This window comes from Polaromonas sp. CG_9.7, assembly GCF_015752205.1.
Taxonomy (GTDB): domain Bacteria; phylum Pseudomonadota; class Gammaproteobacteria; order Burkholderiales; family Burkholderiaceae_C; genus Polaromonas.
This window is the reverse complement of sequence record NZ_JADOVG010000007.1, coordinates 66,590-89,405: the sequence shown is the minus strand read 5'-3', so window position 1 is coordinate 89,405 and position 22,816 is coordinate 66,590. Positions and strand designations below refer to the sequence as shown.

Sequence of the window (22,816 nt, the reverse complement as noted above, 5' to 3'; positions counted from 1 at the left end):
AGTGCTGGGGTGAGGGCTAGCAGGATGAAAACTTTCACCACAGCTTTCATCCTGCTGCTCAGCCTGGCCGTGCTGGCCCCGGCCCACGCCTTGCAACTCACCGATGACAGAGGCGTCAGCGTCACCCTGGCGCAAAGCCCGCAGCGCATTGTCAGCCTGCTGCCTTCGCTGACTGAAAGCATCTGCGCGCTTGGGGAGTGCCAGCGTCTGGTCGGAGTGGACCGCTATTCAAATTACCCGGCCAGTGTCAAAAGCCTGCCTGGAGTAGGCGGTGGACTGGACCCGAACATCGAGGCCATCGTCGCGCTCAAACCCGACGTGGTGGTCCTGGCCACTTCATCGCGCGCCAGCCAACGCCTGGAATCGCTGGGCCTGAAGGTCGTGGCGCTGGAGCCCAAGACCCATGCCGATGTGCAGCGCGTTCTGAAAAAGCTAGGCGCGCTGCTCGATATTCCCGACGCTGCGGGCGCTGGCCGAGTCTGGCGCATCATCGACAGCGGCGTTTCGGCGGCCGCGCAGTCGCTGCCGGCCAAGGTCCGTAACACCCGCGTGTACTTTGAAGTCAGCCGCGGGCCTTATGCCGCCGGCGAGTCGTCCTTCATGGGCGAAACGCTGACCCGGCTGGGCGTGAAAAACATCATTCCCGCCGCACTGGGACCGTTTCCACGCATCAACCCGGAATTCGTGGTGCGCGCCAATCCGGACCTCATCATGGTGAGCAGCCGCAACGCCGATGCCATGAAAGCGTATCCCGGCTGGGGCGCCATCAAAGCGATACGCGATCAGCGCATTTGCCTCTTCAACCCCGAGCAATCCGATGTGCTGGTGCGGCCCGGTCCACGCATGGCTGAAGCGGCACGCATCATGGCCCAGTGCATCGCCGACAACGCAGGCGCTGGATGAGCCTGACCTTCACCCGCCAGCACCGCAAGGCGTTTTGGCTGGCGATCGGTTTGGCGGTCGCGTCGGTGGCTTTGCTGCTGCTCGGCATGAGCGTGGGCAGCACCGGTTTTGACAGCGTGCTGAACATGCAAAACGATGCACAGGCGTTGCTGATCGTGTCGGAAATCCGCCTGCCGCGCACCTTGGGCGCCTGGCTTGCCGGTGCGCTGCTGGGACTGGCCGGCGCGGTGGCGCAAGGCCTGTTTCGCAACCCGCTGGCCGATCCGTATTTGCTTGGCAGCGCGTCGGGCGCCTCGCTCGGCGTGGCGCTGGCAATGGCCCTGTTTGGCATGTCGCCGCTGGCCACGCACTGGCTGGCGCGCCTCGGCTTGACGGGGGCCGCCTTTGTTGGCGCCGTGCTCGCCGTGCTGCTCACGCTGGTGTTGGCCAAGGGCGTGCAGCACACGCTGCGGCTGCTGCTGGCGGGCGTGATTGTGGGTGTGGTGCTGGGCGCCGTCACGTCGCTGATCCTGCTGCTCACACCTGAAATCATGCAGGCGATGCAGTCTTTCATGCTGGGCAGCACCGCTTTTGTCGGCTGGAGTGCCTGCGCCATCATGGCGGCGGTGTTTGCCGTGATGATGCTCGCTGCCTGGATGATGAGCCACGCGCTCGACGGCCTGGCGCTGGGCGAATCGACCGCGCACAGCCTGGGTTTGCCTCTGCCGCAGATGCGCGCGGCGCTGGTGGCGGTGCTGGCGCTGGCCACCGGCACGGCGGTGGCGCAAACCGGGCTGATCGCCTTTGTCGGCCTGGCCGCGCCGCACCTGGTGCGCTCCGTCGTCAAGACCACGCACGGCCGCCTGATCGGCCTGGCCAGCCTGACGGGTGCGGTGCTGCTCACGGGCGCCGACATCCTGGCCCGGTGGCTGGTGGCGCCGCAGGAGTTGCCGGTCGGCGTGCTGACCGCCGTTCTCGGTGGCACTTATTTGCTCTGGCTGATGCACAGAAATACCGGGCGGGGGAACGGACTGTGACGGCTCCGGCAGTCGATGTCGCTATGGATTCAATAGCTATAAATGCCCGATCCATAAGCGCAAAGCTCGGAAATGATGAAATTTTGCATGGCATTGACCTGGCGTTGCCTCATGGCCGCTGGACCAGCATCGTCGGCCCCAATGGCGCGGGCAAATCAACGCTGCTCAGGGTGCTGGCGGGATTGCTGCCGCACAGCGGCGAAGTCACATTGCTGGGCCAGTCGATGGCCGCGATGCGCGGACGCCATCGGGCGAGGCAACTGTCATGGCTGGGCCAGAACGAAAGCTCGGCCGACGACCTGACGGTGTACGACGTGGCCATGCTCGGTCGCCTGCCGCACCAGGCCTGGCTGGCGCCGCCCAGCCCCGCCGACCACGCCGCCGTCGAGCGTGCCCTGCGCGCGACGCAGGCCTGGGACTGGCGCGGCAGGGCGCTGGGCCAGCTCTCGGGTGGAGAGCGCCAGCGCGTGCTGCTGGCGCGCGCGCTGGCGGTCGAGGCTGCGGTGCTGCTGATGGACGAGCCCCTGGCCAACCTTGACCCGCCGCACCAGACCGATTGGCTATTGATGGTGCGTCATCTGGTCGCCAGCGGCAAGACTGTGGTCAGCGTGCTGCACGAAATTTCTTTCGCCTTGCAGGCCGATGCGCTGGTGGTGATGGACAAGGGCCGCGTCACGCACCAGGGCGCCTGCGCCGACGTCGCGACGCACCGGGCCGTTGAGAACGTGTTTGACCACCGCATTTCCGTGCTTCACTTGGGCGGGCAATGGCTGGCTTTGCCCCGAATCTAGTTTTTCGTTCTGCTCAGCCATGCCCCATGCACTTTACGAACCTGATTTTCAGAAAACTCAATTTTCGGGTGCTAAACTGAAAGAGAACTTCAGGTGGCCTGCAGACTTCGGTTTGCAGGCTTAAACGGGAAGTCGGTGCGCACGGGTTAGTCATTAATCCACGCCATTCCGACGCTGCCCTCGCAACGGTAAACGAGTCAAAGCCAGATCCATCACCACTGTGCCAACGCATGGGAAGGGGATCCGGCAAACAAGCTTTGTGCTTGTTCACTCGTGAGCCCGGAGACCGGCCTGATTTTTTGCGCGTGATCTTGCGATGGGCAAGGGTCAGCAGGCGTCAGTCCACAGCGGTTTCGGGCATTTTTGCACCGGCATCCGTTGCTTTTGCGGCTTCGCCTTCTTTCTCCTTTTTTCCTCCCTTCGCTTCATCACACCCATTTAATCTGTCGCGCGATGGGCGTGGAGGAGACGATATGTTGAGGCAACGTTTTTCAGCGTTGGTGTCATGAGCGGCGGCACTGTGTGGTTTGTGGGTGCAGGGCCGGGTGACCCGGAACTCATCACCGTGAAGGGCCGGGCGCTGATCGAGCGCGCGGGCGCCATTTTGTTTGCCGGCTCCCTGGTCAGCGAAGCCGCCACGCGTTGGGCACCGGCGGGCTGCGTGATCGCCGACAGCAAGGACATGACGCTGGAGCAGATGTCGGCCTGGCTGATCTTGCAGGCCGGGCGCTGCCGGACCGTGGTGCGCCTGCAGACCGGCGACCCGGGCCTGTATGGCGCGCTGATTGAGCTGGTGCAGCCGCTGGACGCGGCCGGCGTGCCGATTGCCGTGGTGCCGGGCGTGTCCTCGGCCATGGCTTCGGCTGCAGCCGCGGTCGAAAGCCTGACCCTGCCTGAAGTCACCCAGACCGTGATATTTACCAGGGTGGAAGGGCGTACGCCGATGCCTGAAGGCGAATCGCTCGAAGCGCTTGCAGCGCACCACAGCACGCTGTGCATTTTCCTGAGCATCACGCTGATGGGGCGTGTCACGGCAGCGTTGACGGCGGCCGGCTGGTCGCCTGATGCGCCGGTGGTGGTGGTTCACAAGGCCAGCTGGCCGGACGAAGAAAAAATCATCCGGGGCACTGTGGCCACCATTCAGGGCCTGTGCCGCGACGCCAAAATCGTCAGCCAGTCAATGATCATCGCCAGCCCGACGCTGGGTTCCCGGCACTGGCAAACACTGGCCAAGTCGAAGCTTTACGACGCCAGCTTCACGCACAAATTCCGGCGCGCCAGCACCGGTTTGACAACCGATACATCCCCCAATCTTCCGGAGACAACATGACAGCAGACACCATTCTTCTGGTGGGCCACGGCTCGCGCGAAAAATCAGGCAACGACGAGATTGAAGCGTTCGCGGAGCAGTGGCGGGCGCGTCAGCCGGGCTGGCGCATCGAGATTTGCTTCATCGAGTTTTCCGAAATTACCATGAGCGAAGGCCTGCGCCGCGCCGCCAGCGGCTCGCAGCGCGTGATGGTGGTGCCGCTGATTTTGAATGCCGCCGGGCACGTCAAGATGGACATTCCGCAGGCTATCGATGGTGCGCGGCTGAAGTTTCCGGGGGTGCAGTTCTTGTACGCACCGCACCTGACGGCGTGCGATCACATCCTGTCGATTGTCAAACGCCGCCTGAAGGGTGCGATGAAAGTGCTGGACATGCCGGACCCGACGACCACCGGCGTGGTGATGCTGGGGCGTGGCTCGTCAGACCGGCAGGCCAATGGCGAAATGGCCAAGATGGCGCGTTGGCTGATGGAGGAAACCGATCATCCACTGGTCGATCTGGCCTTCACCGGCATCACCTGGCCGCGCCTTGAAAAAGCGGTGCAGCGGCAAAGCCTGCTCGGCATGACGCAGGTGGTGGTGCTGCCTTACTACCTGTTCAACGGCACGCTGGTCGAGCGCATCACCCGGCAGGTCGACAATCTGAAAATCCAGTACCCGACCATCCGGTTCACCTCAACCGACTACTTCGGTTTTGAGCGGGAAATTTTTGAACTGCTGGAAGAGCGGGTGAATGACTTGAAAAGTGGCGTCACCGCGTCACGCATGCCGTGCGATGGTTGCAAATACCGCGAGTTCGGGGTCGCAAACGGCATGGGTGGCCACCACCACGACGACGCCGTTGCGCACAACCACGACCATGATCACGCGCACGACCATGCCCATGAACATGCGCATTCTCCTGCCCAGGCCACGATTCAAATTCATGCGCACCCGCACCCGCACCCGCATCCGCATCCGCATCCGCATGACCACGCCCATCCGCACGAAGTGGCTCACTCATGAGCCATGCCAACATCGTCACCGAGCAGCTCACGGCTGCAGGCCGGGCTATTGAGCACGATTCTTTTGCCGTGATTGACCGTGAAGTGTCATCGCACAGCTACACATCGGACCAGTGGCCCATCGTGCGTCGCATGATCCACGCGAATGCCGACTTTGACTTCAACGGCATGACCGACTTTCATCCGCAGGCGGTTGCGGCTGGCGTGGCGGCTGTGCTGTCACGCGGCACACGCGTGGTGGCCGATGTGGAGATGATTTGCGTTGGCCTCTCGGCTCCGCGACTGGGCCACTTCGGCATGGCCACGCACCACTTCATCTCGGACGCCGATGTGATCGAGGCCGCCAAGGCTGAAGGCACGACCCGCGCCGTGCAGGCCATGCGCAAGGCGCACCGGCTGGGTCTGGTTGATGGCGCCATCGTGGGCATCGGCAATGCGCCCACGGCTTTGATCGAGCTGGTGCGGCTGATTCATGACGAGGGCGCGCGCCCGGCGCTGGTGGTGGGCATGCCGGTTGGATTTGTTTCGGCGGCGGAATCGAAAGACCTGATGGCCTTGGAAAACGCCGTGCCGTGGATCGTGATTCGCGGCCGAAAAGGCGGCTCGACGCTGGTAGTGGCTGCGATTCATGCGCTGCTCGGGCTGGCCGAGGCGCAAGAGGTGCTGCACAAGGCGTCTGCATGATGGAAAAAAACGCGCCACGCGGCACACGCACCGGGTTCACTACCGGCGCGTGTTCGGCTGCGGCGGCGCGTGCCGCCACGCTGGGGCTGCTGACCGGACAGGTGCCTGGGCGCATTGAATGCCTTTTGCCCAACGGCGACCTGGTGACGTTTGACGTGCTGGACGGCGCTGTCAATGCAGACACGGCGCATGCCATGGTCATCAAGGACGCGGGCGACGACCCGGACTGCACCGACAAAGCGCACCTTACTGCCGACGTGACACTGCGCCGTGACCTGCCCGGCCAGGTGTTGCTGACCGGCGGATTTGGCGTGGGCACGGTGACCATGCCCGGCCTGGGTCTGGCGGTGGGGGGGCCGGCGATCAACCCGGTGCCGCGCCGCAACATCACGGCCAACGTACAGGCTGCCGCAGGGGAATTGCTGGAAGAAACCGGGTTTGAAGTTTGCATTTCCGTGCCGCAAGGGCTGGAAATGGCCAAAAAAACCCTGAACGCGCGGCTTGGCATTCTGGGCGGAATTTCCATTCTGGGCACCTCGGGCATCGTCAAACCGTACTCGACAGCCGCCTACCGCGCCAGCGTGGTGCAGGGCGTGCAGGTGGCGGGCACGTTGGGCCATGGCGTGGTGGTGCTGACCACGGGCGGGCGCACCGAGAAGTTCGTGATGGCCGAAATGCCGCATTTGCCTGAACCGGCTTTTGTGCAGATGGGCGACTTTTTGCGCTACGCCATGAGCGCGGCGGTCAAGGCCGGTTTGAAACAGGTGGTGATTGGCGGCATGGTCGGCAAGCTGACCAAGATAGCGCAGGGCGAAACCATCACCCACGCCGGCCGTGCCGAGGTTGATACCGGCTTGCTGGCCGACATTGCGGCCAGCCTGGGCGCCGAGTCCGAGGTGTGCGATGCCATTCGCCAAAACGAAACCGCGCGTTATGCCGGTGAACGCATGGATGCGCTCGGTCTGGGTGCGGCCTTTCACAAGGCGCTGGCCCAGCGTGTGATCCAGACCCTGCAAGCGCGTTATCCCGATAAATTTGATTTGAAAGTGCTGGTTTGCGACTTTGACGGTCGCAAGATAGCGGAGGCCCCTTGAATTCCGAAACGATAAACCTGATTGAAAAATGCCGCATCATCGGCGTGCTCGACGACGGCATCGCCAGCCTGAGCCGCACCGCACTGGCGCACCTGGCGCAAGCGCAACTGGTGATTGGCGGCACGCGTGCACTGCAGCTTTTGGCAGGGCAGATGGATCCATCCGCCCTGCAGCGCGACCTGACAGGTGCGCTGTCGCAGGTTCCCGAGTGGATTCGTACCGCCCAAAGCGAACACCAGCGCGTGGTGGTGCTGGCCACCGGCGATCCGCTGTGCCACGGCATCGCCGCCTACCTGGCGTCGCGCCTGTGCATCGAAGCGATTGAGGTCATGCCCAATGTCTCGACGCTGCAACTGGCCTGCGCCCGGCTGGGCCTGCCGTGGCAGGACATGAAGTTTTCATCGGTGCACAGCAAGGACGCCGGCGACTGGGTAGAAGGCGGCGAGCCAAGCCACGGCCTGTATGCGCTGCTGCGCGATATTCGCCAGAATGACCGCCTGGCCGTGCTGACCAGCCCCACCAACACGCCGGACTGTATTGCGCGCATGCTGGTCACCGAGGGCCTGGCCGATGATTTCGAGATGGCCGTGGCTGAACGCCTGTGCCAGCCCGAGGAACGCATTGTCAGCGGCATGCGCATCAGCGCTGCTGCGCAGATGCCGTTTGCCGACCCGAACGTGGTGCTGCTCTGGCGCACGTCCTTGCGCCCCGAGCCCGTGCTGCTGGGCCTGCCCGATGCCCGCTACCAACAACGCTACCCCGAAAAAGGCCTGCTCACCAAGCAGGAAGTGCGCGCCGTGTCGCTGGCCCGCATGCAATTGCGTGCCAGCAGCGTGGTCTGGGACATTGGCGCGGGTTCGGGCTCCGTGGGGCTGGAGGCCGCGCGGCTGTGCAGCCAGGGACATGTCTACGCGATAGAGAAAAATATCGACGACGGCGCCAATGTGCGCGACAACCGCCGGGCACTTGGCGTCAGCAACCACACGCTGGTGCATGGCAAGGCACCCGACGGTTTGCAGCACTGGCCCGACCCGGACGCCGTGTTCATCGGAGGCTCGGGTGGCGAACTGGCTGCACTGATCGGCCTGATATTGCAGCGCTTGAGGCCCGAGGGCTGGCTGGTAATGAATTTCGTCACGCTGGAAAACCTGGCCACCGCCGTCGAGACGCTCAAGTCGCTGGGTGTGGCCTGGGACGTTTTGCAGTTGCAAGCCTCACGCAGCAAGCCGATCTTGCACATGAACCGCATGGCGGCCGAAAACCCGGTGTGGCTGGTGTGCGCGCAAAAGGCCATCGCGCCCCAAGCCGCCTCCAGGGAGAAAAGCGATGACTGAACTGCATACTGCTGCCGTGCCTGCGCCGGGCCGCTTGTTTGGCGTGTCTTTGGGCCCCGGCGACCCGGGTTTGATCACGCGCCGCGCCTGGGCTTTGCTCGAGCGTGCCGACGCAGTGTGGACCTACCCGGTGCGCAGCCTGCGCAAGGAAAGCTACGCGCTTGACATTGCACTGCGCGGCGGGCTGGCGCTGCCTGCGCAGCACCAGCCGCTGCTGTTTCCCATGACACACGATGTGGAAAAACTCGCCCGCCACTGGCTCAAGGCTGCCGAAACCGTCAAGGCACTGCTGGCAACGGGCCAGGACGTGCTGTTCCTGGTTGAAGGCGACGCTTCTACCTACGCCAGCTTTTGCTACCTGGCCCGGGTGCTGCGCGAGCTTGATGCCGAGGCACGCATCGACATCGTTCCGGGTGTCACGTCCTTTAACGCGGCCTGCGCCCGGCTGCAGCTGCCGCTGTCGGAGCAGGACGACACCATCGCCATCGTGCCCGCTGCCTATGGCATTGCGGCGGTCGAAAAAATGCTGGACGACTTTGACACGCTGGTGCTGATGAAGGTCAAGCCGCTGCTGGACGATTTGATCGATCTGCTGGCGCGCCGGGGCTTGCTGGCACACAGCCGTTTCATTGAAAAAGCCGGCTCGCCGGTCGAGCGGATTGTTCACGACGTCGCCGAACTGAAAGGCACGCAGGTCAATTACCTGTCGTTGCTGCTGGTCAAGAACCCGGGCCGCGTGCGCGGCGACATGCAGCGCGGCTGCCGCAAGAAAACAAGCACTGAAATCGAAGAGGAAACTTTAGGATGACCATCAACCCCTTGCCTGACAACGATGCCGCCCTGCGCATCGTCCTGGTCGCCATCACCAAACACGGTGCGCAGCAAACCGCCGGATTGGCACGTCGAATGCCGCAAGCCAGCGTTTGCGTGGCGGAAAAATTCGCGCCGCTCATGGCCGGCTTGCCCAACCCGGTGCGCGCCTACAGCGGTGCTTTTCGCGACGAAATCGCTACGCTTTTCACCGAGTTTGACCAGGTTGTTTTCTTTGTCTCGCTGGGCGCCGTGGTGCGGCTGATTGCGCCGCACCTGAAAAGCAAGGACGAAGACCCCGGTGTGCTGGTGGTCGATGATGCGGGGCAGTTTGTGATTCCGGTGCTGTCGGGCCATGTGGGGGGCGCCAACGCCATGGCCGAGCAGGTGGCCGGGTTGCTGGGTGCCACTGCCGTGCTGACCACGGCTTCTGATGTGGGCAAGACCATTCCGGTCGATATTCTGGGCCGTGAACTCGGCTGGAAGGTCGAAGCGCCCAAGATCAACATCACCCGCGTCTCGGCCCATGTCGTCAATGGCGAGCCGGTGGCCGTGGTGCAGGAAGCGGGCAGCCCGAACTGGTGGACGCGGCCCACGCCATTGCCGTCCACCATTCACAAATTCGAGCGTTTTGAAGACGTTGATCTGAATCATTTCAAGGCGGTGCTGTGGATCACCCATGCGCCAGTGACAGCTGAACGCTGGCAACAGCTCAACGAGCGTCTGGTGGTCTACCGCCCCCCGCAAGCCGCATGAGCGCTGAGGCGAAGCGCATTGCCGTCGGTCTGGGCTGCGACCGTGGCACGCCGCTGGCGACGCTAGAGCAAGCGCTGGACGAGGCGCTGGCGCTGGCGGGTGCGCGTCTGGCCGACGTGGCGGCAGCCGCCAGCATCGACCTCAAGGCTGACGAGCCGGGGCTGCTGGCCCTGGCTGCCAAACACGGCTGGACGCTGAACTTCTACACCCCCGCGCAACTGGCCGCTGTGCCCGTGCCCAACCCGTCCGAGACGGTGCGCATGTACACCGGCAGCCCGTCAGTCAGCGAAGCTGCTGCCTTGCTGGCCGGATCGGCGGCAGGGCAAGTGCTTCCCGGCACGGCATTGCTGGTGGAAAAGCACAAGTGCCGGGGCACTGACGGACGCAACGCCACGGTGTCACTGGCCCGCTGCCATCGTTTTTCACATTAATTTCTTCAGCTTTTTTAACCCCGAAATGGAGCAACCCATGAACACATCTGCCTCTTCTGCCTCTCCTGCTTTGTTGCCTGTCAGTGCAACCCGCAGCCTGTTGCTGCAACTTGCCGCGGGTGCCGCCCTGGGGCTGGTGGTGTTGTACGGCGTGGCGTTTGCCGAAAGCCCACTGGCGCACAACGCCGCGCATGACGTGCGCCACGTCACCGTCAAGCCTTGCCATTGAACCAAGGAATCAACCATGATTTTTCAACGATTGATCTGGGCCGCACTGGTAGCCGCAATGATGGTCGGCAGTGTGCAGTCCGGTGTGCAGCAGTGGCAGGCCGTGCCGATTGTTCATGCCGCCGAAGTGTATGAGGGGCAAAAGGCCGAAGCACCGGACGCGCTGGCAACACCAGCCGCCACCATGACGCATGTCCACGCCGAAAGTGTTGCGTCTTCACATGATGAACACGGCACGGCAGAGGCATGGTCACCGGCAGATGGTGTCGAGCGCAATGCATGGACTTGGGTGGCCAATGTCCTCCATGCCTTCAGCATGGCGCTGCTGGTGTATGCCGTCATGGGTGTCTGCCTGTGGCGCGGCACGGTAATGCGTTCCCTGCCGCTGGGTTTGCTGGTGGCGGCTGCAGGCTGGCTCAGTTTCCATTTCTGGCCCTCGCTCGGCTTGCATGCCGAGATTCCCGGCATGGACGCGGCCCGCCTGGGCTCTCGCCAGGGTTGGTGGATGCTGGCGGCAGGCAGCGCAGCGCTGGCCTGTGTTTCGCTGGCCGGTCTGCGGGGTGCATGGCGTTGGGCGGCAGCGGCAGCGTGGCTGGCCTTGCCTTTTGTCGTGGGTGCGCCGCACATCAGCGCTGACCCGCTGGCCGGTTTTAGCGGTGAGGCTCAGGCGCAATTGCGCGAACTCGGCACGCAGTTCATCTGGGCCACCACCTGGCTGTCACTGTCTTTCTGGGTGTCGATGGGGATGGTGTGCGGCGCGGCGTTCCAGCGCTGGCTGCGTCCGGTAATGGAGGCAACGATTCAACGCGCCAGGCCGCTTGCATCTGCCGGCAAGGCGGTGAACCCATGACCCGCCCGCAAGGAAAAATCATGCTGGTGGGCATTGGCCCCGGCAGCCACGACCACATGACGCACCGTGCGCGCGCAGCCATTGCCGAGTCTGACGTGGTGGTCGGTTATGTCACCTATATCAAGCTGGTGGCTGATTTGCTGGAAGGCAAGGAAGTCGTGCGCAAGGGCATGACCGAAGAACTAGACCGTGCCGTGCATGCGCTGGCCAGCGCCCGCGAAGGCAAGAAGGTGGCGCTGATCTCCAGCGGCGATGCCGGCGTGTACGGCATGGCCGGGCCCACCTACGAGGTGCTGTTTCAAGCTGGCTGGACGCCCGAGTCTGACGTGGAGGTTGAAGTCGTGCCGGGCGCGTCGGCCATCAACGCCTGCGCGGCGCTGGTGGGTGCGCCGCTCACACATGACTTTTGCTCGATTTCCCTGTCCGACCTGCTCACGCCCTGGCCAGTGATAGCCCGCCGCCTGGACGCGGTAGCCGCCGCTGACTTTGTGGTCGCCTTGTACAACCCCAAAAGCGGCCGGCGTACCCAGCAAATCGTGGAAGCGCAGCGACTTTTTCTTCGGCACCGCAGGCCAGACACACCGGTGGCGGTGGTCAAGTCAGCGTATCGACGCCGCGAGCGTATTGAGTTCACCACACTGGACAAAATGTCGGACTGCGACATCGGCATGCTGACGACGGTGTTGATTGGCAACAGCAACACCTTTATCCGTCACGGCTTGATGGTGACTCCGCGCGGTTACGCCAACAAGTACGAGCTGCATGGCGACGGCAGTACCCGCCAGGGCGAAAGGCCTGGACGTTCGTTGTCCACCGGCTTGCTGGGCTGGATGGAAAACCTGAAGGCTGACCATACCGAGGGCGAAAGCATTGCGGCACTGGCGCTGCGGCACAAACTGCCAGCAGACTATATCGAGGCCGTGCTCATGACGCCGGCAGAAGAAGTTGCGCTCAAGGAAGACGCGGCCAGCACCGAGGAATCTGAAGCATGAACGAGGTGGTCAAGCCAAAAATTGGCAACTACAAACGCCACCTGCTGATTTGCACCGGGACGCGCTGCACGCAAGATGGCGCCTCCCAGCACCTGTATGACAGTCTGGGCGACAAGTTCAAGGCAGCGGGGTTGCACGAGGGCGAGATGCGCGTCAAGCGCAGCCGGGTGAGCTGCTTTGCCGCCTGCAAGGGCGGACCGGTCATGTGTGTGCAGCCTGATGGCGTCTGGTACTACAACGTCACCCCGGCCAACATGGACCGCATCATCGATCAGCATCTGGTCGGCGGCCAGCCTGTGGCCGATCTGGTGTTTCACCAGGGACCGGATGGCTGCGATGCAAGCTGAGGCCCTGCGGCCGTCCGGTCAGGGGTTTGTGTCCATTGTGGGCGCCGGTCCCGGCCCGGTCGATCTGATGACTCTGCGGGCTCGTGACCGGCTCCAGCGTGCCGAGGTGGTGATGTATGACCGCCTGATCACGCCCGAGGTGCTGGCCTTGATCCCCGAGGCGGCAGAGCGCGTGTATGTGGGCAAGGCCCTGGGGAATCACGCCGTGCCGCAAACCGGCATCCATGCGCTGCTGGTTCAGCATGCACGCAGGGGCCGGCGAGTCGTTCGGCTCAAGGGTGGCGACCCCTATGTGTTCGGACGCGGCGGCGAAGAGGTGCAGGCCTTGCAGGCGGCAGGCATTGCCTTTGAGGTGGTGCCGGGCGTCACGGCGGCCAGTGGGTGTTCGGCGGCGGCGGGTATTCCCCTGACCCACCGCGACCTGGCGGGCAGCTGTGTTTTCTTGCCCGGCCACCTGGCCGACGACGACGCGACGCACGACTGGACAGCCTTGGCAAAGGCCGGCCAGACGCGCGTTTTTTACATGGGCCTGCAGCGCCTGCCACAAATAGCCCATCAATTGATTGCACACGGCCTGGCACCTGATACCCCTGCCGCCATCGTTCGCGATGGCGCGCGCCCCACCCAGACCATCATTGCCACCGGCTTGCGCGACCTGGTTGCGCGTGCCACAGGGTATGGTCCTCAGCCCGGCTTGCTTATCATTGGCGAGACCGTACAACTCAGCCCTGATTTCCACCCTCCTGCACAGCGAGCCCCATGCAAATAGAAACCCCACCGTCAGACAAGCCCTACGAAAAACCCGAAGGCGAACGCCGGGGCCTGCTGATCGTCAACACCGGCGACGGCAAGGGCAAAAGCACCGCCGCCTTTGGCCTGGCGCTGCGCGCCCACGGCCGCCACCATGTGCATGGCCGGGCCGTTAAGATTTTCCAGTTCATGAAGGTGCCCAGCGCCCGCTTCGGCGAGCACCGCATGTTCGAGCAGTTGGGCATTCCGATTGAAGGGCTGGGCGATGGTTTCAGCTGGAAAAGCCAGGACCTGGAGCATTCGGCCCAGCTCGCGCGCAATGGCTGGGAAAAAGCCAAGGCCGAAATCATGGGCGGCGAGAACTTCATGGTCGTGCTCGACGAGATGACCTATCCGCTGATCTACGGCTGGATGCCGCTCGACGACGTGCTGCTGACGCTGCAAAACCGTCCCAAAGACGTGCATGTGGTCATCACCGGCCGGCGCTGCCCGCCCGAGATCATTGCGCTGGCCGACACCGTGACTGAAATGACCAAGATCAAGCATGCGTTCAACGCGGGCATTCCGGCCCAGCGCGGCATTGAAGACTGAGGGTGTGAACGCGCCTGCTGACACCGGTCAGGTCACCCACGCTTTCAGCCTGCCCGAGCGCGAGGCGGTGTACCGCGCCATTCACGAACGGCGCGACATGCGCCATTTCAGTGGCGGCACCGTGGCCGACGACCTGCTGCAGCGCCTGCTGTCGGCCGCGCACCATGCGCCCAGTGTCGGTTTCATGCAGCCGTGGCGCTTTATCCGGGTGCGCAGCCAGTCGCCGCGCGAAACCATGCACGCGCTGGTCGAACAGGAACGTGTGCTGACCGCGCAGGCTTTGGGCGCGCGTGAAGACGAATTCATGACGCTGAAAGTGCAGGGCGTGCTTGACGCCGCCGAGCTGCTGGTGGTGGCCCTGCCGCCGGGGCGAGAAGCCCACGTGTTTGGCCGCCGCACCCTGCCCGAGATGGACCTGGCGTCTGCCGCCTGTGCGATTCAAAACCTCTGGCTGGCCGCCCGTGCCGAGGGGCTGGGCATGGGCTGGGTGTCGATTTTTTGCCCCGTGAAGCTGGCCGAACTGCTGAAGATGCCCGAGGGCAGCAGGCCCATCGCCATGTTGTGCCTCGGTCCGGTCCACGCCTTTTACGACCAGCCCATGCTGCAGGCTGAAAAATGGGCGCGTCGGGCTGCGCTGTCGGACATGGTGTTTGACGACTGCTGGGGTCAATTGGCAACGCCCGCCGCCGGAGACATCCCGCAAGGCCAAGGCCCGGGCGCCTGACATGCTGATGGGCTGGGCGAGTTTTTTCCCGTTTCTGAGTTCCGGCGGCATGGCCGGATTGAGCGCGTCCGCGCTGGCGCTGGTGTGGCTGGCGGTTTTACTGCTGGCCTTGTGGATTGACCGCCGTTTTGGCGAGCCGCCGGCGACGTTTCACCCGGTGGTCTGGATGGGCCATTACCTCCAGGCCTGCGGCCGTGTCAGCGTGGCTTGCCCGCCTGCGCTGGCGTTTGTTCTCGGCGCGCTGGCGTGGTGTGTGGGCGCGCTGGGCGTTGCCGCACTGGCCTGGGCGCTTCAGGCGCTGGCCTTCTGGCAGCTGGCCCTGTTCATCCTGCAACCGGCACTGGAAACCGGACTGGCCGCCGCCGCACTGCTCATGGCAATGGCTTGGCTCACCAAGTCCATGCTGTCGTGGCGCATGTTGCATGACGAAGCCGGCGCGGTTGAGACGGCCCTGCAGCAGTCGTTGTCCGCCGGACGCGCGCGCCTGTCGTGGCTGGTCAGCCGCGACACCGCGCCGCTGACGGCGGTGCAGGTGCGCGAAAGCGTCATCGAAACCCTGGCTGAAAACCTCAATGATTCGGTGGTGGCACCGATTTTCTGGTTCGTGCTACTGGGCCTGCCGGGCGCAGCCGTTTACCGTTTTGCCAACACCGCCGATGCTATGTGGGGCTACCGCGGCACTTACAAAGGTCAATATTGGGAATGGGCCGGCAAATGGGCGGCGCATGCCGACGATGTGCTGTCGTGGTTGCCGGCGCGGCTGACGGGCGTGCTGCTGATGGGCGTCACGGGCAACTTCTGGCCGGGCGAAATGCAACGTCAAGCGGCAAAAACCCCTTCGCCCAACAGCGGCTGGCCAATGGCGGCCATGGCGCTGGCGCTGGGCATCAGCGTGAGCAAGCCCGGCGTGTACACCCTGAACGCCACCGGGCGCGCACCGCAAGCCGAGGATGTGCTTCTGGCGCAGAAATATGCATCAAAAGTGGTCTTTGCGCATGCTGCAGTTGCTCTGGCAGCTATTATTTTTGTAGTCATTTCATGGATATGAAAAACGCGATGCTTCCGCTGCCACTGCGCCTTCATGGCGGCCCTGACCGCTTCGGCGCGGCGCCATACGATTTTTCCACCAACGGCAACGCCTGCGCGCCGTGCCCAGCGGCACAAGCGGCCGTCCGGCAAGCCGATGCCAGCCAGTACCCCGACGCCAGCTACAGCACATTGCGCCAGCAACTGGCCGATTTTCATGGGGTCGATGTGCTGCGCGTGGTGCTGGCCGCCAGCGCCAGCGAATTCATTTTCCGCATCACGGCTCTGGCCGCGCAAACGGCACAAACCAAAGGGCAGGGCGGCACCGTCTGGCTGCCGCCGCACAGCTACGGCGACTATGCGCAAGCCGCCCGTGCGCATAAGTTGGTGGTAGCCGCCGAACCTGATGCCGCGCAATTGCTCTGGGCCTGCGAGCCGTCCAGCCCGCTGGGTCTTGCACAGGCGGAGCTGGAGAAAATGGTTTCTACGCTACTCGCTTCGCCTAGTTCGCCGTCCCTTTGCGGGGCTGAACTTGCTTGGGGCGGCCAGTCGCGGCATTCATTCGCGGGCACTGACGCGCTGTGTGTGTTGGACCGTGCCTATGAGCCGCTGCGCCTGGGCGGCGCACCAACATTGAGTACGGCGCAACTGCAAAGCGTCTGGCAACTCTGGACGCCAAACAAGGCGCTGGGCCTGACCGGCGTGCGCGCCGCGTATGCGATTGCGCCGGTGAACGCCGAAGAAACCATTGTCGCCCTCGACCAGCTCAGTGCGTCCTGGCCCGTGGGCGCGCATGGCGTGGCGCTGCTGCAAGCCTGGACCCGCCCCGATGTGCAAGCCTGGCTGGCCGAAAGCCTGGTCACGCTGCGTGACTGGAAAGCCCGGCAAATCCATTTGTGCGAGTCCCTGGGCTGGGTTTGCCTGCCCAGCGATGCGAATTTTTTCTGTGCGAATCCGGCATTGCCTGAAGGCCTGAGTTTGCAAGACTCACTGGCCCGATTGCGAACCCAAGGCATCCAGCTGCGCGACACCGCCTCGTTCGGCTTGCCCGGCCATGTGCGCATGAGTGTGCAGCCACCGCAGGCGCAAGCTGCGTTGAAAATGGCGTGGACATCGTTAACCGCCATCACCAATTGATCAATAAAGGCTTGCATGATTCCCGATAAATCGCCTTTGGCCCGCTGCGTCATGGTGCTGGGCACCACCAGCGGCGCCGGCAAGAGCTGGCTGACCACCGCGCTGTGCCGTTATTACGCGCGCCAGGGGCTGAAGGTCGCGCCCTACAAGGCGCAAAACATGAGCAACAACGCACGCGTGGTGGCGGGTGGCGAGATCGGCAGCGCGCAGTATTTTCAGGCGTTGGCGGCCCGCGCCACGCCCGAAGTACGCATGAACCCATTGCTGCTCAAGCCCGAAAAAGACACGCAAAGCCAGGTCGTGCTCATGGGCCAGGTCAGCCCGGAACTCTCGCGCATGGAATGGCGCGGCCGCAGCCTGTCGGTCTGGCCGGTGGTGGCGCAGGCGCTGGATGCGTTGCGGGCGGAAAACGACGTGGTGGTGATTGAGGGCGCGGGCTCGCCGGCCGAGATCAATCTCAAGTCTTGCGACATCGTCAACATGCGCGTGGCCTTGCACGCCAACGCCGCTTGCCTGCTGGTCACCGACATCGACCGGGGCGGCGCTTTTGCCCATTTGTACGGCACGTGGGCGATGCTCGATGACGCCGAAAAAAAGCTGATCAAGGGTTTTGTGCTGAACAAGTTCCGGGGCGACGCCAGCCTGCTGGCGCCCGGCCCGCAGATGCTGCAGGATCTGACCGGCGTGCCCACCGTCGCCACGTTGCCGATGTGGTGGCAGCACGGCTTGCCTGAAGAAGACGGCGTGTTTGACGACCGAAGCACAGCCGCCGGCATGGTCACCAGGACCGTGGCGGTGATCGCCTATCCGCGCATCAGCAACCTGGATGAATTCCAGCCGCTGAAAAACGTTCCCGGCGTGCGCCTGAAATGGGTGCGCAGCCCGTCCGGGCTGGCCGGTCTGGACGCGGCCGACTGGGTCATACTGCCCGGCTCCAAAGCCACCAGCGCCGACCTGGCCTGGCTGCGCGCGCAGGGGCTGGACCAGGCGATTGCTGCACATGCCCACCGTGGCGGCGCGGTGCTGGGCATTTGCGGCGGCCTGCAAATGCTGGGCGAAGCGCTGATCGACCCGCACGGCATCGACGGCAATGGCCCCGGCCTGGGATTGCTGCCAGTGGTCACGCTGTTTGACGAAACCAAGACCGTGCAGCACCGTCAGGCCAGATTCGAGCCAGTGCGCGGGGTATGGAGGGCTTTGTCAGGGGTTGACGTGCAGGGCTATGAAATCCACCACGGCCAGACTGCGCCGCACACAGCGATGGCGGCTGCGGGCGACATTGCGTATCCGGTCATGCGCGACGGGCTGGCCTGGCAAAACGCTGCCGGCAATGTGCTGGGCCTCTACGTGCACGGGATGTTCGAAGACCCGCGTGTGCTGCAAGCGCTGTTTGGCGCCGCCACCCCAACGCTGGAGTCGGTGTTTGACGGGCTGGCCGACTATGTCGAGCAGCATTTCGAGCCCGGCATGCTGGCATCGCTGATTGACGCGCGTGAAAAAGTGCCAGTGGTTGGCAGCAAATCAAGCCAGTCCAACGCTGATTGATCTCAACGGTTTTTCAGGGTGCTACAGGGCCGCCCGCTGCGGCAATCAGTTCGTGCAGCAGGGCGACGATCTGGTCAGGTTCGGCGGGCTTGGTCAGGTGTCCGTTGAACCCCGCCTCGGTGGCCTGGTCACGGTCGGTGTCGTTGCCCCATCCGGTCAGGGCGATCGCCACTGGCTGCCGTGCGACCGCAATGCGGCGCATGCGGCGGCAGACCTCGTAGCCGTTGATGTCCGGCAATCCAATGTCCATCAGCACAGCGTCGGGCATGTCTTTGGTCATGGCGGCCAGTGCCGACTCCCCGGTGTAGGCCACGCTGACCCGAAAGCCCATCATGTCCATCATTTCGGCCAGCAGGTCAGCCGCGTCGCGGTTGTCTTCCACCACCAGCACGCGTGCGCCGGCACCGTCAACAAACGGCAGTTCGGCTGACGGCGCCGGCACGCTTTCGGACGTGCCACCAGCGGGTAATTCGATGCGGAAGGTGCTTCCCTGACCGGGTCCAGCGCTGGTGGCTTGCACGCTGCCGCCATGCAGCAGCAGCAGCTTGCGCGTCAATGCCAGGCCGATGCCAAGACCGGTGTTGCCATGCAGGCCGCTGGGCCGGTCCTGAATGAACAATTCAAAGATTCTTTCCAGACTTCCTGCGGGCAGGCCGCTGCCGTTGTCGCTGACCTCGATGGCGGCCGTGCCGCCTTCCTGGGCAACCCGAACACAGATGCAGCCGCCAGACGGTGTGAACTTGATGGCATTGGTCAGCAGGTTGACGACGCACTGGACCAGCCGTGTCGCATCGCCGCGAATGGTGATCGGCTGCTGGTCGGTCGGGTAGGTAAGCGTCAGTCCGGCGGCATCAAGCGTGGATTGCACTGAATCGATGGCGCTTTGCACCACCGCACGCAGGTTCAGCGTTTCGAGCTGCAGATGAACCGTGCCGCGCGTGATGCGGGCAACGTCGAGCAGGTCGTCCACCAGTCGCGTGAGATGCAGCACCTGGCGCTCAATGACGGTGCGCGCCCGCTGCACCGCCAGGTCTGCCGGATTGCGAAGCCGTATCACCTCGACGGCGGTGCGGATGGGCGCCAGCGGATTGCGCAGCTCATGCGCCAGGGTCGCCAGAAACTCGTCTTTTTGACGATCGGCTTCGCGCAGTTTTTCGTTGGCGGCGTTCAGCGCCTGTTCGGCAAGCCGGATGGCTGTGATGTCATGCGAGATATGGCCGGTGCCGTAGACACGTCCGTCAATGTCGATCAGGGGAAAACTGGTGTCAAGGTAGTACAACGTGCCGCTGTCAAGTGGTGTTATCCGTTCGGTCTGGATGGCCTGCAGGGTCTGCATCACTTTCAGCTCTTGCTGGCGCGACTCATCGGCATAGGCTGATGGCACCAGGTCATACATCGTCAGTCCGCAGATGGCCTGCCGGCTCATTCCGAGGACTTTTTCCACCTTGTGGTTCACGTCTAGGAAACGGCCGTCAATGTCCTTGTACGCAATCACGGTGGGAAAGTTGTCCATGGTGCTTTGCAGCAACTGTTGGCGCTCGCGAAGCGCCTTCTCGGCACGGATGCGGTCCGTGATGTCTACCTGCGCCACGACGCCGCCGACTACCTGACCGTCAGCGCCGAGAACCGGCGCTGACGACAGCACGGTGAACCGCCGCTCGTTCGGCTGGCCAAAGGGCTCAATCTCGATGATTTCATGGCAGGTTTCCCCCTGCAACGAGCGCGCCAGCCCCCATTCATGCGCCAGTATCCGCTGTCCGTGCCGCGCCGACCCATCAGCCCACCAGCCCCTCCACTCACCGTAGTTACTGACATTTTCCGAGAATGGCGCCATGCCCCAGATATCTTCGGTGGCCTTGTTCATCCGCAGCAGCTTGCCTTCCGCGTTGGCCACGATAATGCCCGCGGGCACCGCGTTGAAGGTGGCATTGAGCACACGGCGCTCGGCTTGTTCCGCTTCGGCCGCGCTAATGGCCTCTTTGCGGCTCGCGTGGAGCGCGGCCATGGCCAGCACCCGGGCCGTCACATCCACCCCGCTGGCCACCAGGGTCGTGATCTGCCCGTTGCTCTCGCGCAGCGGGCCGACCTGGAAATCAATCGTGAAGGTGTTTCCGGAACGCGCCAATTCGATGTCGAAACGCACGGTTTCTCCGGCCGATGCACGTCCGATGGCGGCGCGCAGCTGTTGCTTTCCTGCATCGCTGGCCCACCACGAGGCTTCCCACAGTGGACGGCCCATTACGTCAACCCTGCGCACATTGGCCGCCAGCAGAAATTCCTCATTCACCTCCTGCAGCGTGCCGTCAAGGTCGAGAATGCCGACATAGACATACAGGTTGTCCAGCATCAGTCGCAGCCTCTGGCTGGATTCGCGCAACTGCTGCTCGGTGCGGTTTACACGAACCAGTGCAGACTTCATGACATTAATCACCAGGCAGTCAATGAGCAAGATAGCCGAGAAAAAAGTCAAGGCGACCATGTCGGCACCGGTCAGGGGGACTAACCGATCCGGCTGGATGAAAAAGAGCCAGGCCGCCAGAAAGCTCAGTCCAGATGCGAGCAGCCCGGGGCCGAGACCTGCCAGGTAAGTCGCCAGCAGCACCGCCGGAAAAAAGGTCAGGAAAGGAAAACCTTTGGCAGGCAAAACATCAATCAACTCAAAGCGTGCAGCAAATGCAACGAGGAAGAAAAGTATTGCCAGTGCATACCGCTTCCATCTTGAGGCTTCGGTCATGCGCTGGGCATAGGACAGGCCCAGGTAACGCATGGGCAGGGAAGCTGCAGGGGATGTTTGGTACATAAAGTAAAGACTGCTTCAGGATGAGGCTGGATTTGTCATGTCGTGCGTTGCACAAACCAGTCCATGTGCCCAGTGGTTTCTGGGCAAAAACGCCCGATCATATCTTTACCTGCTTGCGTTATGGGCATTGAGGGGGACTTCCCTTAGGTTGCTTGTAGGCAGTTGCTTGCAGCCAGGCGCTGTCTGAAATTCGCCTTCTTGCTGTTTGCAGGGTAGCCAAATATTCATGTATTGCTTTAAAAATCCTTGTAGCACCGCAGGCATGATTTGCCTGTAGGACAAGACTTTTATGCGGGGCCGTCTCAATCCGGACAGCCTAGCCTGGCAGGCGCTTGAAGGGACCAAAACAAGCCTCCAGCGACTCTTCGCGACAAACGATGAACTGGTCTTTTTTCGGGCTGAACTGAATGTATCGCGTCAGCGGCTCGCCAGGCGCCTCATGCAGGTCGCCCGAACAATCCCTTTTGCCGTTGCTGTCGGTCACGGTTTCGCTCAAGCGGTAAAAGCCCAGCAGGCTGGGAATGCGCGTGACTTCGTAGCGGCTTTTCGTCGTTTCTTCGCCGCTGCTGCCCTGGCGCGTGCCATTGGCACGGTAGTGGAGTTGCTCGGTGCATGACTTGCCTGGCAAGGTCCAGGACCAGCTTGCAATGAGGGGATGCGATGCAACCGCAGGCGTTAGCGGCTTGGCTGCATGGGCTGAAAAAAAGCTGCCAAGGATGACGGCCATAAACAAGGGTGTTCGCAAACGGGTGACTCCTGATGAATGATGGAAAGGGGACCAAGCCGGCCTGGACTGTGACGCTGATTATCAGGAAGTTGAAAGAACGGAGCATCGGACGCTGGGTTTTCCTGCCCTGCGAATCACAACAAATCAAGAGTTCTGGCCAGGCCGTATCGCTGAAATCGCGGTGGTGAATGACCCTGCACCCGCGCCGTTGTCGCAGCCGTTGCCGGCTTTTGGCCAGACTCCACCTAAACTGGCAGTCCCAACTTGAGGAGACATCCATTTCATGCTAACCCTTTGCGGCTTTCCGGTTTCAAACTATTACAACAAGGTCAAGCTGGCGCTGCTTGAAAAAGACGTGCCTTTTAACGAAGAGGTGGTGACGCTGCCCATAACCGACGCTGCGGCGCTGCAGGCTTCGCCGCTGGGCAAGGTGCCCTTTTTGCGCACGCCCGAGGGCGGCCTGTGCGAAAGCCAGGCGATCATGGAGTTCATCGAATCGGCTTATCCCGAACCGGCGCTGCTGCCGGCCGACCCGTTTGCTGCCGCCAAGGTGCGCGAACTCATCACCTATATCGAACTGCACCTGGAACTCGTCGCGCGGGAACTTTACGGCCAGGCTTTTTTTGGCGGAACGGTCAGTGAATCAACGCAGGTGCGGGTTCGCAAGCAGCTTGAAAAAAACATTTCTGCCTTCAAGCAACTGGCAAAATTTTCGCCTTATGTGGCGGGCGAGCTGTTCACCCAGGCCGACTGTTCTGCTTTTGCCAGCCTGCCCCTGGTCGGCATGGCCACCCGGGCGGTGTTGGGCGAGGATTTGCTGCTGGCGGCTGGTATTGACTACAAGCCCTACATCCGCCTGGTCAGTGAACGGCCATCAGCCAAGAAAGTGCTGGCTGACCGCAAGGCCTACCAGGCCAAGCCCGCCGCCTGAACCGGATGCAAGGCCA

24 protein-coding genes and 1 riboswitch are annotated in these 22,816 nt (G+C 63.1%); of the genes, 22 read left to right on the top strand and 2 right to left on the bottom strand.

The window, feature by feature from the left end; genetic code table 11:
* Positions 1 to 24: 24 nt before the first annotated feature.
* The 21 genes from IWX87_RS09045 (at position 25) to IWX87_RS08945 (ending at position 18,342) form a co-directional block, all read left to right on the top strand.
* On the top strand, positions 25 to 903 hold the full coding sequence (locus IWX87_RS09045; RefSeq protein WP_196863200.1) for an ABC transporter substrate-binding protein: 879 nt from the start codon (positions 25 to 27) through the stop codon (positions 901 to 903).
* Positions 900 to 1,919 (top strand): iron ABC transporter permease, encoded by a 1,020-nt coding sequence (locus IWX87_RS09040; protein WP_196863199.1) that lies wholly within the window; start codon positions 900 to 902, stop codon positions 1,917 to 1,919. The genes IWX87_RS09045 and IWX87_RS09040 overlap by 4 nt, the downstream gene beginning before the upstream one ends.
* Positions 1,920 to 1,942: 23 nt before the next feature.
* Positions 1,943 to 2,710, top strand: coding sequence for an ABC transporter ATP-binding protein (locus tag IWX87_RS09035; protein ID WP_196863298.1), 768 nt, complete (start codon positions 1,943 to 1,945; stop codon positions 2,708 to 2,710).
* Between the two features lie 74 nt (positions 2,711 to 2,784).
* Positions 2,785 to 3,020: riboswitch (cobalamin riboswitch) on the top strand.
* Between the two features lie 195 nt (positions 3,021 to 3,215).
* On the top strand, positions 3,216 to 4,040 hold the full coding sequence (cobM, locus tag IWX87_RS09030; protein WP_196863198.1) for a precorrin-4 C(11)-methyltransferase: 825 nt from the start codon (positions 3,216 to 3,218) through the stop codon (positions 4,038 to 4,040).
* Complete coding sequence (locus tag IWX87_RS09025) at positions 4,037 to 5,044, top strand: sirohydrochlorin chelatase (protein ID WP_196863197.1); 1,008 nt, start codon at positions 4,037 to 4,039, stop codon at positions 5,042 to 5,044. Before cobM ends, IWX87_RS09025 begins: the two co-directional genes overlap by 4 nt.
* Positions 5,041 to 5,727 carry a precorrin-8X methylmutase gene (locus IWX87_RS09020; protein ID WP_196863196.1) on the top strand — a complete coding sequence of 229 codons (687 nt, stop codon included), beginning with the start codon at positions 5,041 to 5,043 and terminating at the stop codon, positions 5,725 to 5,727. The genes IWX87_RS09025 and IWX87_RS09020 overlap by 4 nt, the downstream gene beginning before the upstream one ends.
* Positions 5,724 to 6,821: a cobalt-precorrin-5B (C(1))-methyltransferase gene (locus IWX87_RS09015; RefSeq protein WP_196863195.1), complete on the top strand. Its 1,098-nt coding sequence runs from the start codon at positions 5,724 to 5,726 to the stop codon at positions 6,819 to 6,821. The genes IWX87_RS09020 and IWX87_RS09015 overlap by 4 nt, the downstream gene beginning before the upstream one ends.
* Positions 6,818 to 8,155, top strand: a complete 1,338-nt coding sequence (gene cbiE / locus IWX87_RS09010) for a precorrin-6y C5,15-methyltransferase (decarboxylating) subunit CbiE (RefSeq protein WP_196863194.1) — start codon at positions 6,818 to 6,820, stop codon at positions 8,153 to 8,155. The genes IWX87_RS09015 and cbiE overlap by 4 nt, the downstream gene beginning before the upstream one ends.
* Positions 8,148 to 8,963, top strand: coding sequence for a precorrin-2 C(20)-methyltransferase (cobI, locus tag IWX87_RS09005; protein ID WP_231374697.1), 816 nt, complete (start codon positions 8,148 to 8,150; stop codon positions 8,961 to 8,963). The genes cbiE and cobI overlap by 8 nt, the downstream gene beginning before the upstream one ends.
* The gene (locus tag IWX87_RS09000) at positions 8,960 to 9,721 is read left to right on the top strand and encodes a cobalamin biosynthesis central domain-containing protein (RefSeq protein WP_196863193.1); all 762 of its coding nucleotides are present in this window, start codon (positions 8,960 to 8,962) and stop codon (positions 9,719 to 9,721) included. The genes cobI and IWX87_RS09000 overlap by 4 nt, the downstream gene beginning before the upstream one ends.
* Positions 9,718 to 10,152, top strand: coding sequence for a cobalamin biosynthesis protein (locus tag IWX87_RS08995; RefSeq protein WP_196863192.1), 435 nt, complete (start codon positions 9,718 to 9,720; stop codon positions 10,150 to 10,152). The genes IWX87_RS09000 and IWX87_RS08995 overlap by 4 nt, the downstream gene beginning before the upstream one ends.
* A 37-nt stretch (positions 10,153 to 10,189) precedes the next feature.
* On the top strand, positions 10,190 to 10,381 hold the full coding sequence (locus IWX87_RS08990) for a CbtB domain-containing protein (protein WP_196863191.1): 192 nt from the start codon (positions 10,190 to 10,192) through the stop codon (positions 10,379 to 10,381).
* Between the two features lie 15 nt (positions 10,382 to 10,396).
* The gene (locus IWX87_RS08985) at positions 10,397 to 11,230 is read left to right on the top strand and encodes a CbtA family protein (protein ID WP_196863190.1); all 834 of its coding nucleotides are present in this window, start codon (positions 10,397 to 10,399) and stop codon (positions 11,228 to 11,230) included.
* Entirely contained in the window at positions 11,227 to 12,222 is a 996-nt protein-coding gene (cobJ, locus tag IWX87_RS08980; protein ID WP_196863189.1) for a precorrin-3B C(17)-methyltransferase, read from the top strand. Before IWX87_RS08985 ends, cobJ begins: the two co-directional genes overlap by 4 nt.
* On the top strand, positions 12,219 to 12,569 hold the full coding sequence (locus IWX87_RS08975) for a ferredoxin (protein ID WP_196863188.1): 351 nt from the start codon (positions 12,219 to 12,221) through the stop codon (positions 12,567 to 12,569). The genes cobJ and IWX87_RS08975 overlap by 4 nt, the downstream gene beginning before the upstream one ends.
* Positions 12,559 to 13,338, top strand: a complete 780-nt coding sequence (gene cobA / locus IWX87_RS08970; protein ID WP_196863187.1) for a uroporphyrinogen-III C-methyltransferase — start codon at positions 12,559 to 12,561, stop codon at positions 13,336 to 13,338. Before IWX87_RS08975 ends, cobA begins: the two co-directional genes overlap by 11 nt.
* Complete coding sequence (cobO, locus tag IWX87_RS08965; RefSeq protein WP_196863186.1) at positions 13,329 to 13,910, top strand: cob(I)yrinic acid a,c-diamide adenosyltransferase; 582 nt, start codon at positions 13,329 to 13,331, stop codon at positions 13,908 to 13,910. Before cobA ends, cobO begins: the two co-directional genes overlap by 10 nt.
* The gene (gene bluB, locus IWX87_RS08960; RefSeq protein WP_370583833.1) at positions 13,864 to 14,634 is read left to right on the top strand and encodes a 5,6-dimethylbenzimidazole synthase; all 771 of its coding nucleotides are present in this window, start codon (positions 13,864 to 13,866) and stop codon (positions 14,632 to 14,634) included. Before cobO ends, bluB begins: the two co-directional genes overlap by 47 nt.
* A gap of 1 nt (position 14,635) precedes the next feature.
* Positions 14,636 to 15,682 (top strand): adenosylcobinamide-phosphate synthase CbiB, encoded by a 1,047-nt coding sequence (gene cbiB / locus IWX87_RS08955; RefSeq protein WP_370583832.1) that lies wholly within the window; start codon positions 14,636 to 14,638, stop codon positions 15,680 to 15,682.
* Positions 15,679 to 16,797, top strand: a complete 1,119-nt coding sequence (locus IWX87_RS08950) for an aminotransferase class I/II-fold pyridoxal phosphate-dependent enzyme (protein WP_370583846.1) — start codon at positions 15,679 to 15,681, stop codon at positions 16,795 to 16,797. Before cbiB ends, IWX87_RS08950 begins: the two co-directional genes overlap by 4 nt.
* A 15-nt stretch (positions 16,798 to 16,812) precedes the next feature.
* On the top strand, positions 16,813 to 18,342 hold the full coding sequence (locus IWX87_RS08945; protein ID WP_196863184.1) for a cobyric acid synthase: 1,530 nt from the start codon (positions 16,813 to 16,815) through the stop codon (positions 18,340 to 18,342).
* A 13-nt stretch (positions 18,343 to 18,355) separates the two neighbouring features.
* Here IWX87_RS08945 and IWX87_RS08940 read toward each other — a convergent pair whose 3' ends face one another.
* Positions 18,356 to 21,142, bottom strand: a complete 2,787-nt coding sequence (locus IWX87_RS08940) for a PAS domain-containing protein (RefSeq protein ID WP_196863183.1) — start codon at positions 21,140 to 21,142, stop codon at positions 18,356 to 18,358.
* Positions 21,143 to 21,458: 316 nt separating this feature from the next.
* A complete protein-coding gene (locus IWX87_RS08935) occupies positions 21,459 to 21,869 on the bottom strand; it encodes a hypothetical protein (RefSeq protein WP_196863182.1) in 411 nt (136 codons plus the stop codon).
* A 283-nt stretch (positions 21,870 to 22,152) separates the two neighbouring features.
* Here IWX87_RS08935 and IWX87_RS08930 point away from each other — a divergent pair, with 283 nt between their 5' ends.
* Complete coding sequence (locus tag IWX87_RS08930) at positions 22,153 to 22,800, top strand: glutathione S-transferase (RefSeq protein WP_196863181.1); 648 nt, start codon at positions 22,153 to 22,155, stop codon at positions 22,798 to 22,800.
* Positions 22,801 to 22,816: the final 16 nt, after the last annotated feature.

Excerpts from the sequence above, each read along its gene's own strand:
- IWX87_RS09000 (WP_196863193.1), top strand. The coding sequence starts at position 8,960 with ATGACCATCAACCCCTTGCCTGACAACGATGCCGCCCTGCGCATCGTC.
- IWX87_RS08975 (WP_196863188.1), top strand. The coding sequence starts at position 12,219 with ATGAACGAGGTGGTCAAGCCAAAAATTGGCAACTACAAACGCCACCTG.
- IWX87_RS08940 (WP_196863183.1), bottom strand. The coding sequence starts at position 21,142 with ATGTACCAAACATCCCCTGCAGCTTCCCTGCCCATGCGTTACCTGGGC.
- bluB (WP_370583833.1), top strand. The coding sequence starts at position 13,864 with ATGCGTTCAACGCGGGCATTCCGGCCCAGCGCGGCATTGAAGACTGAG.
- IWX87_RS08945 (WP_196863184.1), top strand. The coding sequence starts at position 16,813 with ATGATTCCCGATAAATCGCCTTTGGCCCGCTGCGTCATGGTGCTGGGC.
- IWX87_RS09020 (WP_196863196.1), top strand. The coding sequence starts at position 5,041 with ATGAGCCATGCCAACATCGTCACCGAGCAGCTCACGGCTGCAGGCCGG.
- cobA (WP_196863187.1), top strand. The coding sequence starts at position 12,559 with ATGCAAGCTGAGGCCCTGCGGCCGTCCGGTCAGGGGTTTGTGTCCATT.
- IWX87_RS09045 (WP_196863200.1), top strand. The coding sequence starts at position 25 with ATGAAAACTTTCACCACAGCTTTCATCCTGCTGCTCAGCCTGGCCGTG.
- cobI (WP_231374697.1), top strand. The coding sequence starts at position 8,148 with ATGACTGAACTGCATACTGCTGCCGTGCCTGCGCCGGGCCGCTTGTTT.
- IWX87_RS08930 (WP_196863181.1), top strand. The coding sequence starts at position 22,153 with ATGCTAACCCTTTGCGGCTTTCCGGTTTCAAACTATTACAACAAGGTC.
- cbiB (WP_370583832.1), top strand. The coding sequence starts at position 14,636 with ATGCTGATGGGCTGGGCGAGTTTTTTCCCGTTTCTGAGTTCCGGCGGC.
- IWX87_RS08995 (WP_196863192.1), top strand. The coding sequence starts at position 9,718 with ATGAGCGCTGAGGCGAAGCGCATTGCCGTCGGTCTGGGCTGCGACCGT.
- IWX87_RS09025 (WP_196863197.1), top strand. The coding sequence starts at position 4,037 with ATGACAGCAGACACCATTCTTCTGGTGGGCCACGGCTCGCGCGAAAAA.
- IWX87_RS09040 (WP_196863199.1), top strand. The coding sequence starts at position 900 with ATGAGCCTGACCTTCACCCGCCAGCACCGCAAGGCGTTTTGGCTGGCG.
- IWX87_RS08935 (WP_196863182.1), bottom strand. The coding sequence starts at position 21,869 with ATGGCCGTCATCCTTGGCAGCTTTTTTTCAGCCCATGCAGCCAAGCCG.
- IWX87_RS08990 (WP_196863191.1), top strand. The coding sequence starts at position 10,190 with ATGAACACATCTGCCTCTTCTGCCTCTCCTGCTTTGTTGCCTGTCAGT.
- IWX87_RS09035 (WP_196863298.1), top strand. The coding sequence starts at position 1,943 with ATGGATTCAATAGCTATAAATGCCCGATCCATAAGCGCAAAGCTCGGA.
- IWX87_RS08985 (WP_196863190.1), top strand. The coding sequence starts at position 10,397 with ATGATTTTTCAACGATTGATCTGGGCCGCACTGGTAGCCGCAATGATG.
- IWX87_RS09015 (WP_196863195.1), top strand. The coding sequence starts at position 5,724 with ATGATGGAAAAAAACGCGCCACGCGGCACACGCACCGGGTTCACTACC.
- cobO (WP_196863186.1), top strand. The coding sequence starts at position 13,329 with ATGCAAATAGAAACCCCACCGTCAGACAAGCCCTACGAAAAACCCGAA.
- cobJ (WP_196863189.1), top strand. The coding sequence starts at position 11,227 with ATGACCCGCCCGCAAGGAAAAATCATGCTGGTGGGCATTGGCCCCGGC.
- cobM (WP_196863198.1), top strand. The coding sequence starts at position 3,216 with ATGAGCGGCGGCACTGTGTGGTTTGTGGGTGCAGGGCCGGGTGACCCG.
- IWX87_RS08950 (WP_370583846.1), top strand. The coding sequence starts at position 15,679 with ATGAAAAACGCGATGCTTCCGCTGCCACTGCGCCTTCATGGCGGCCCT.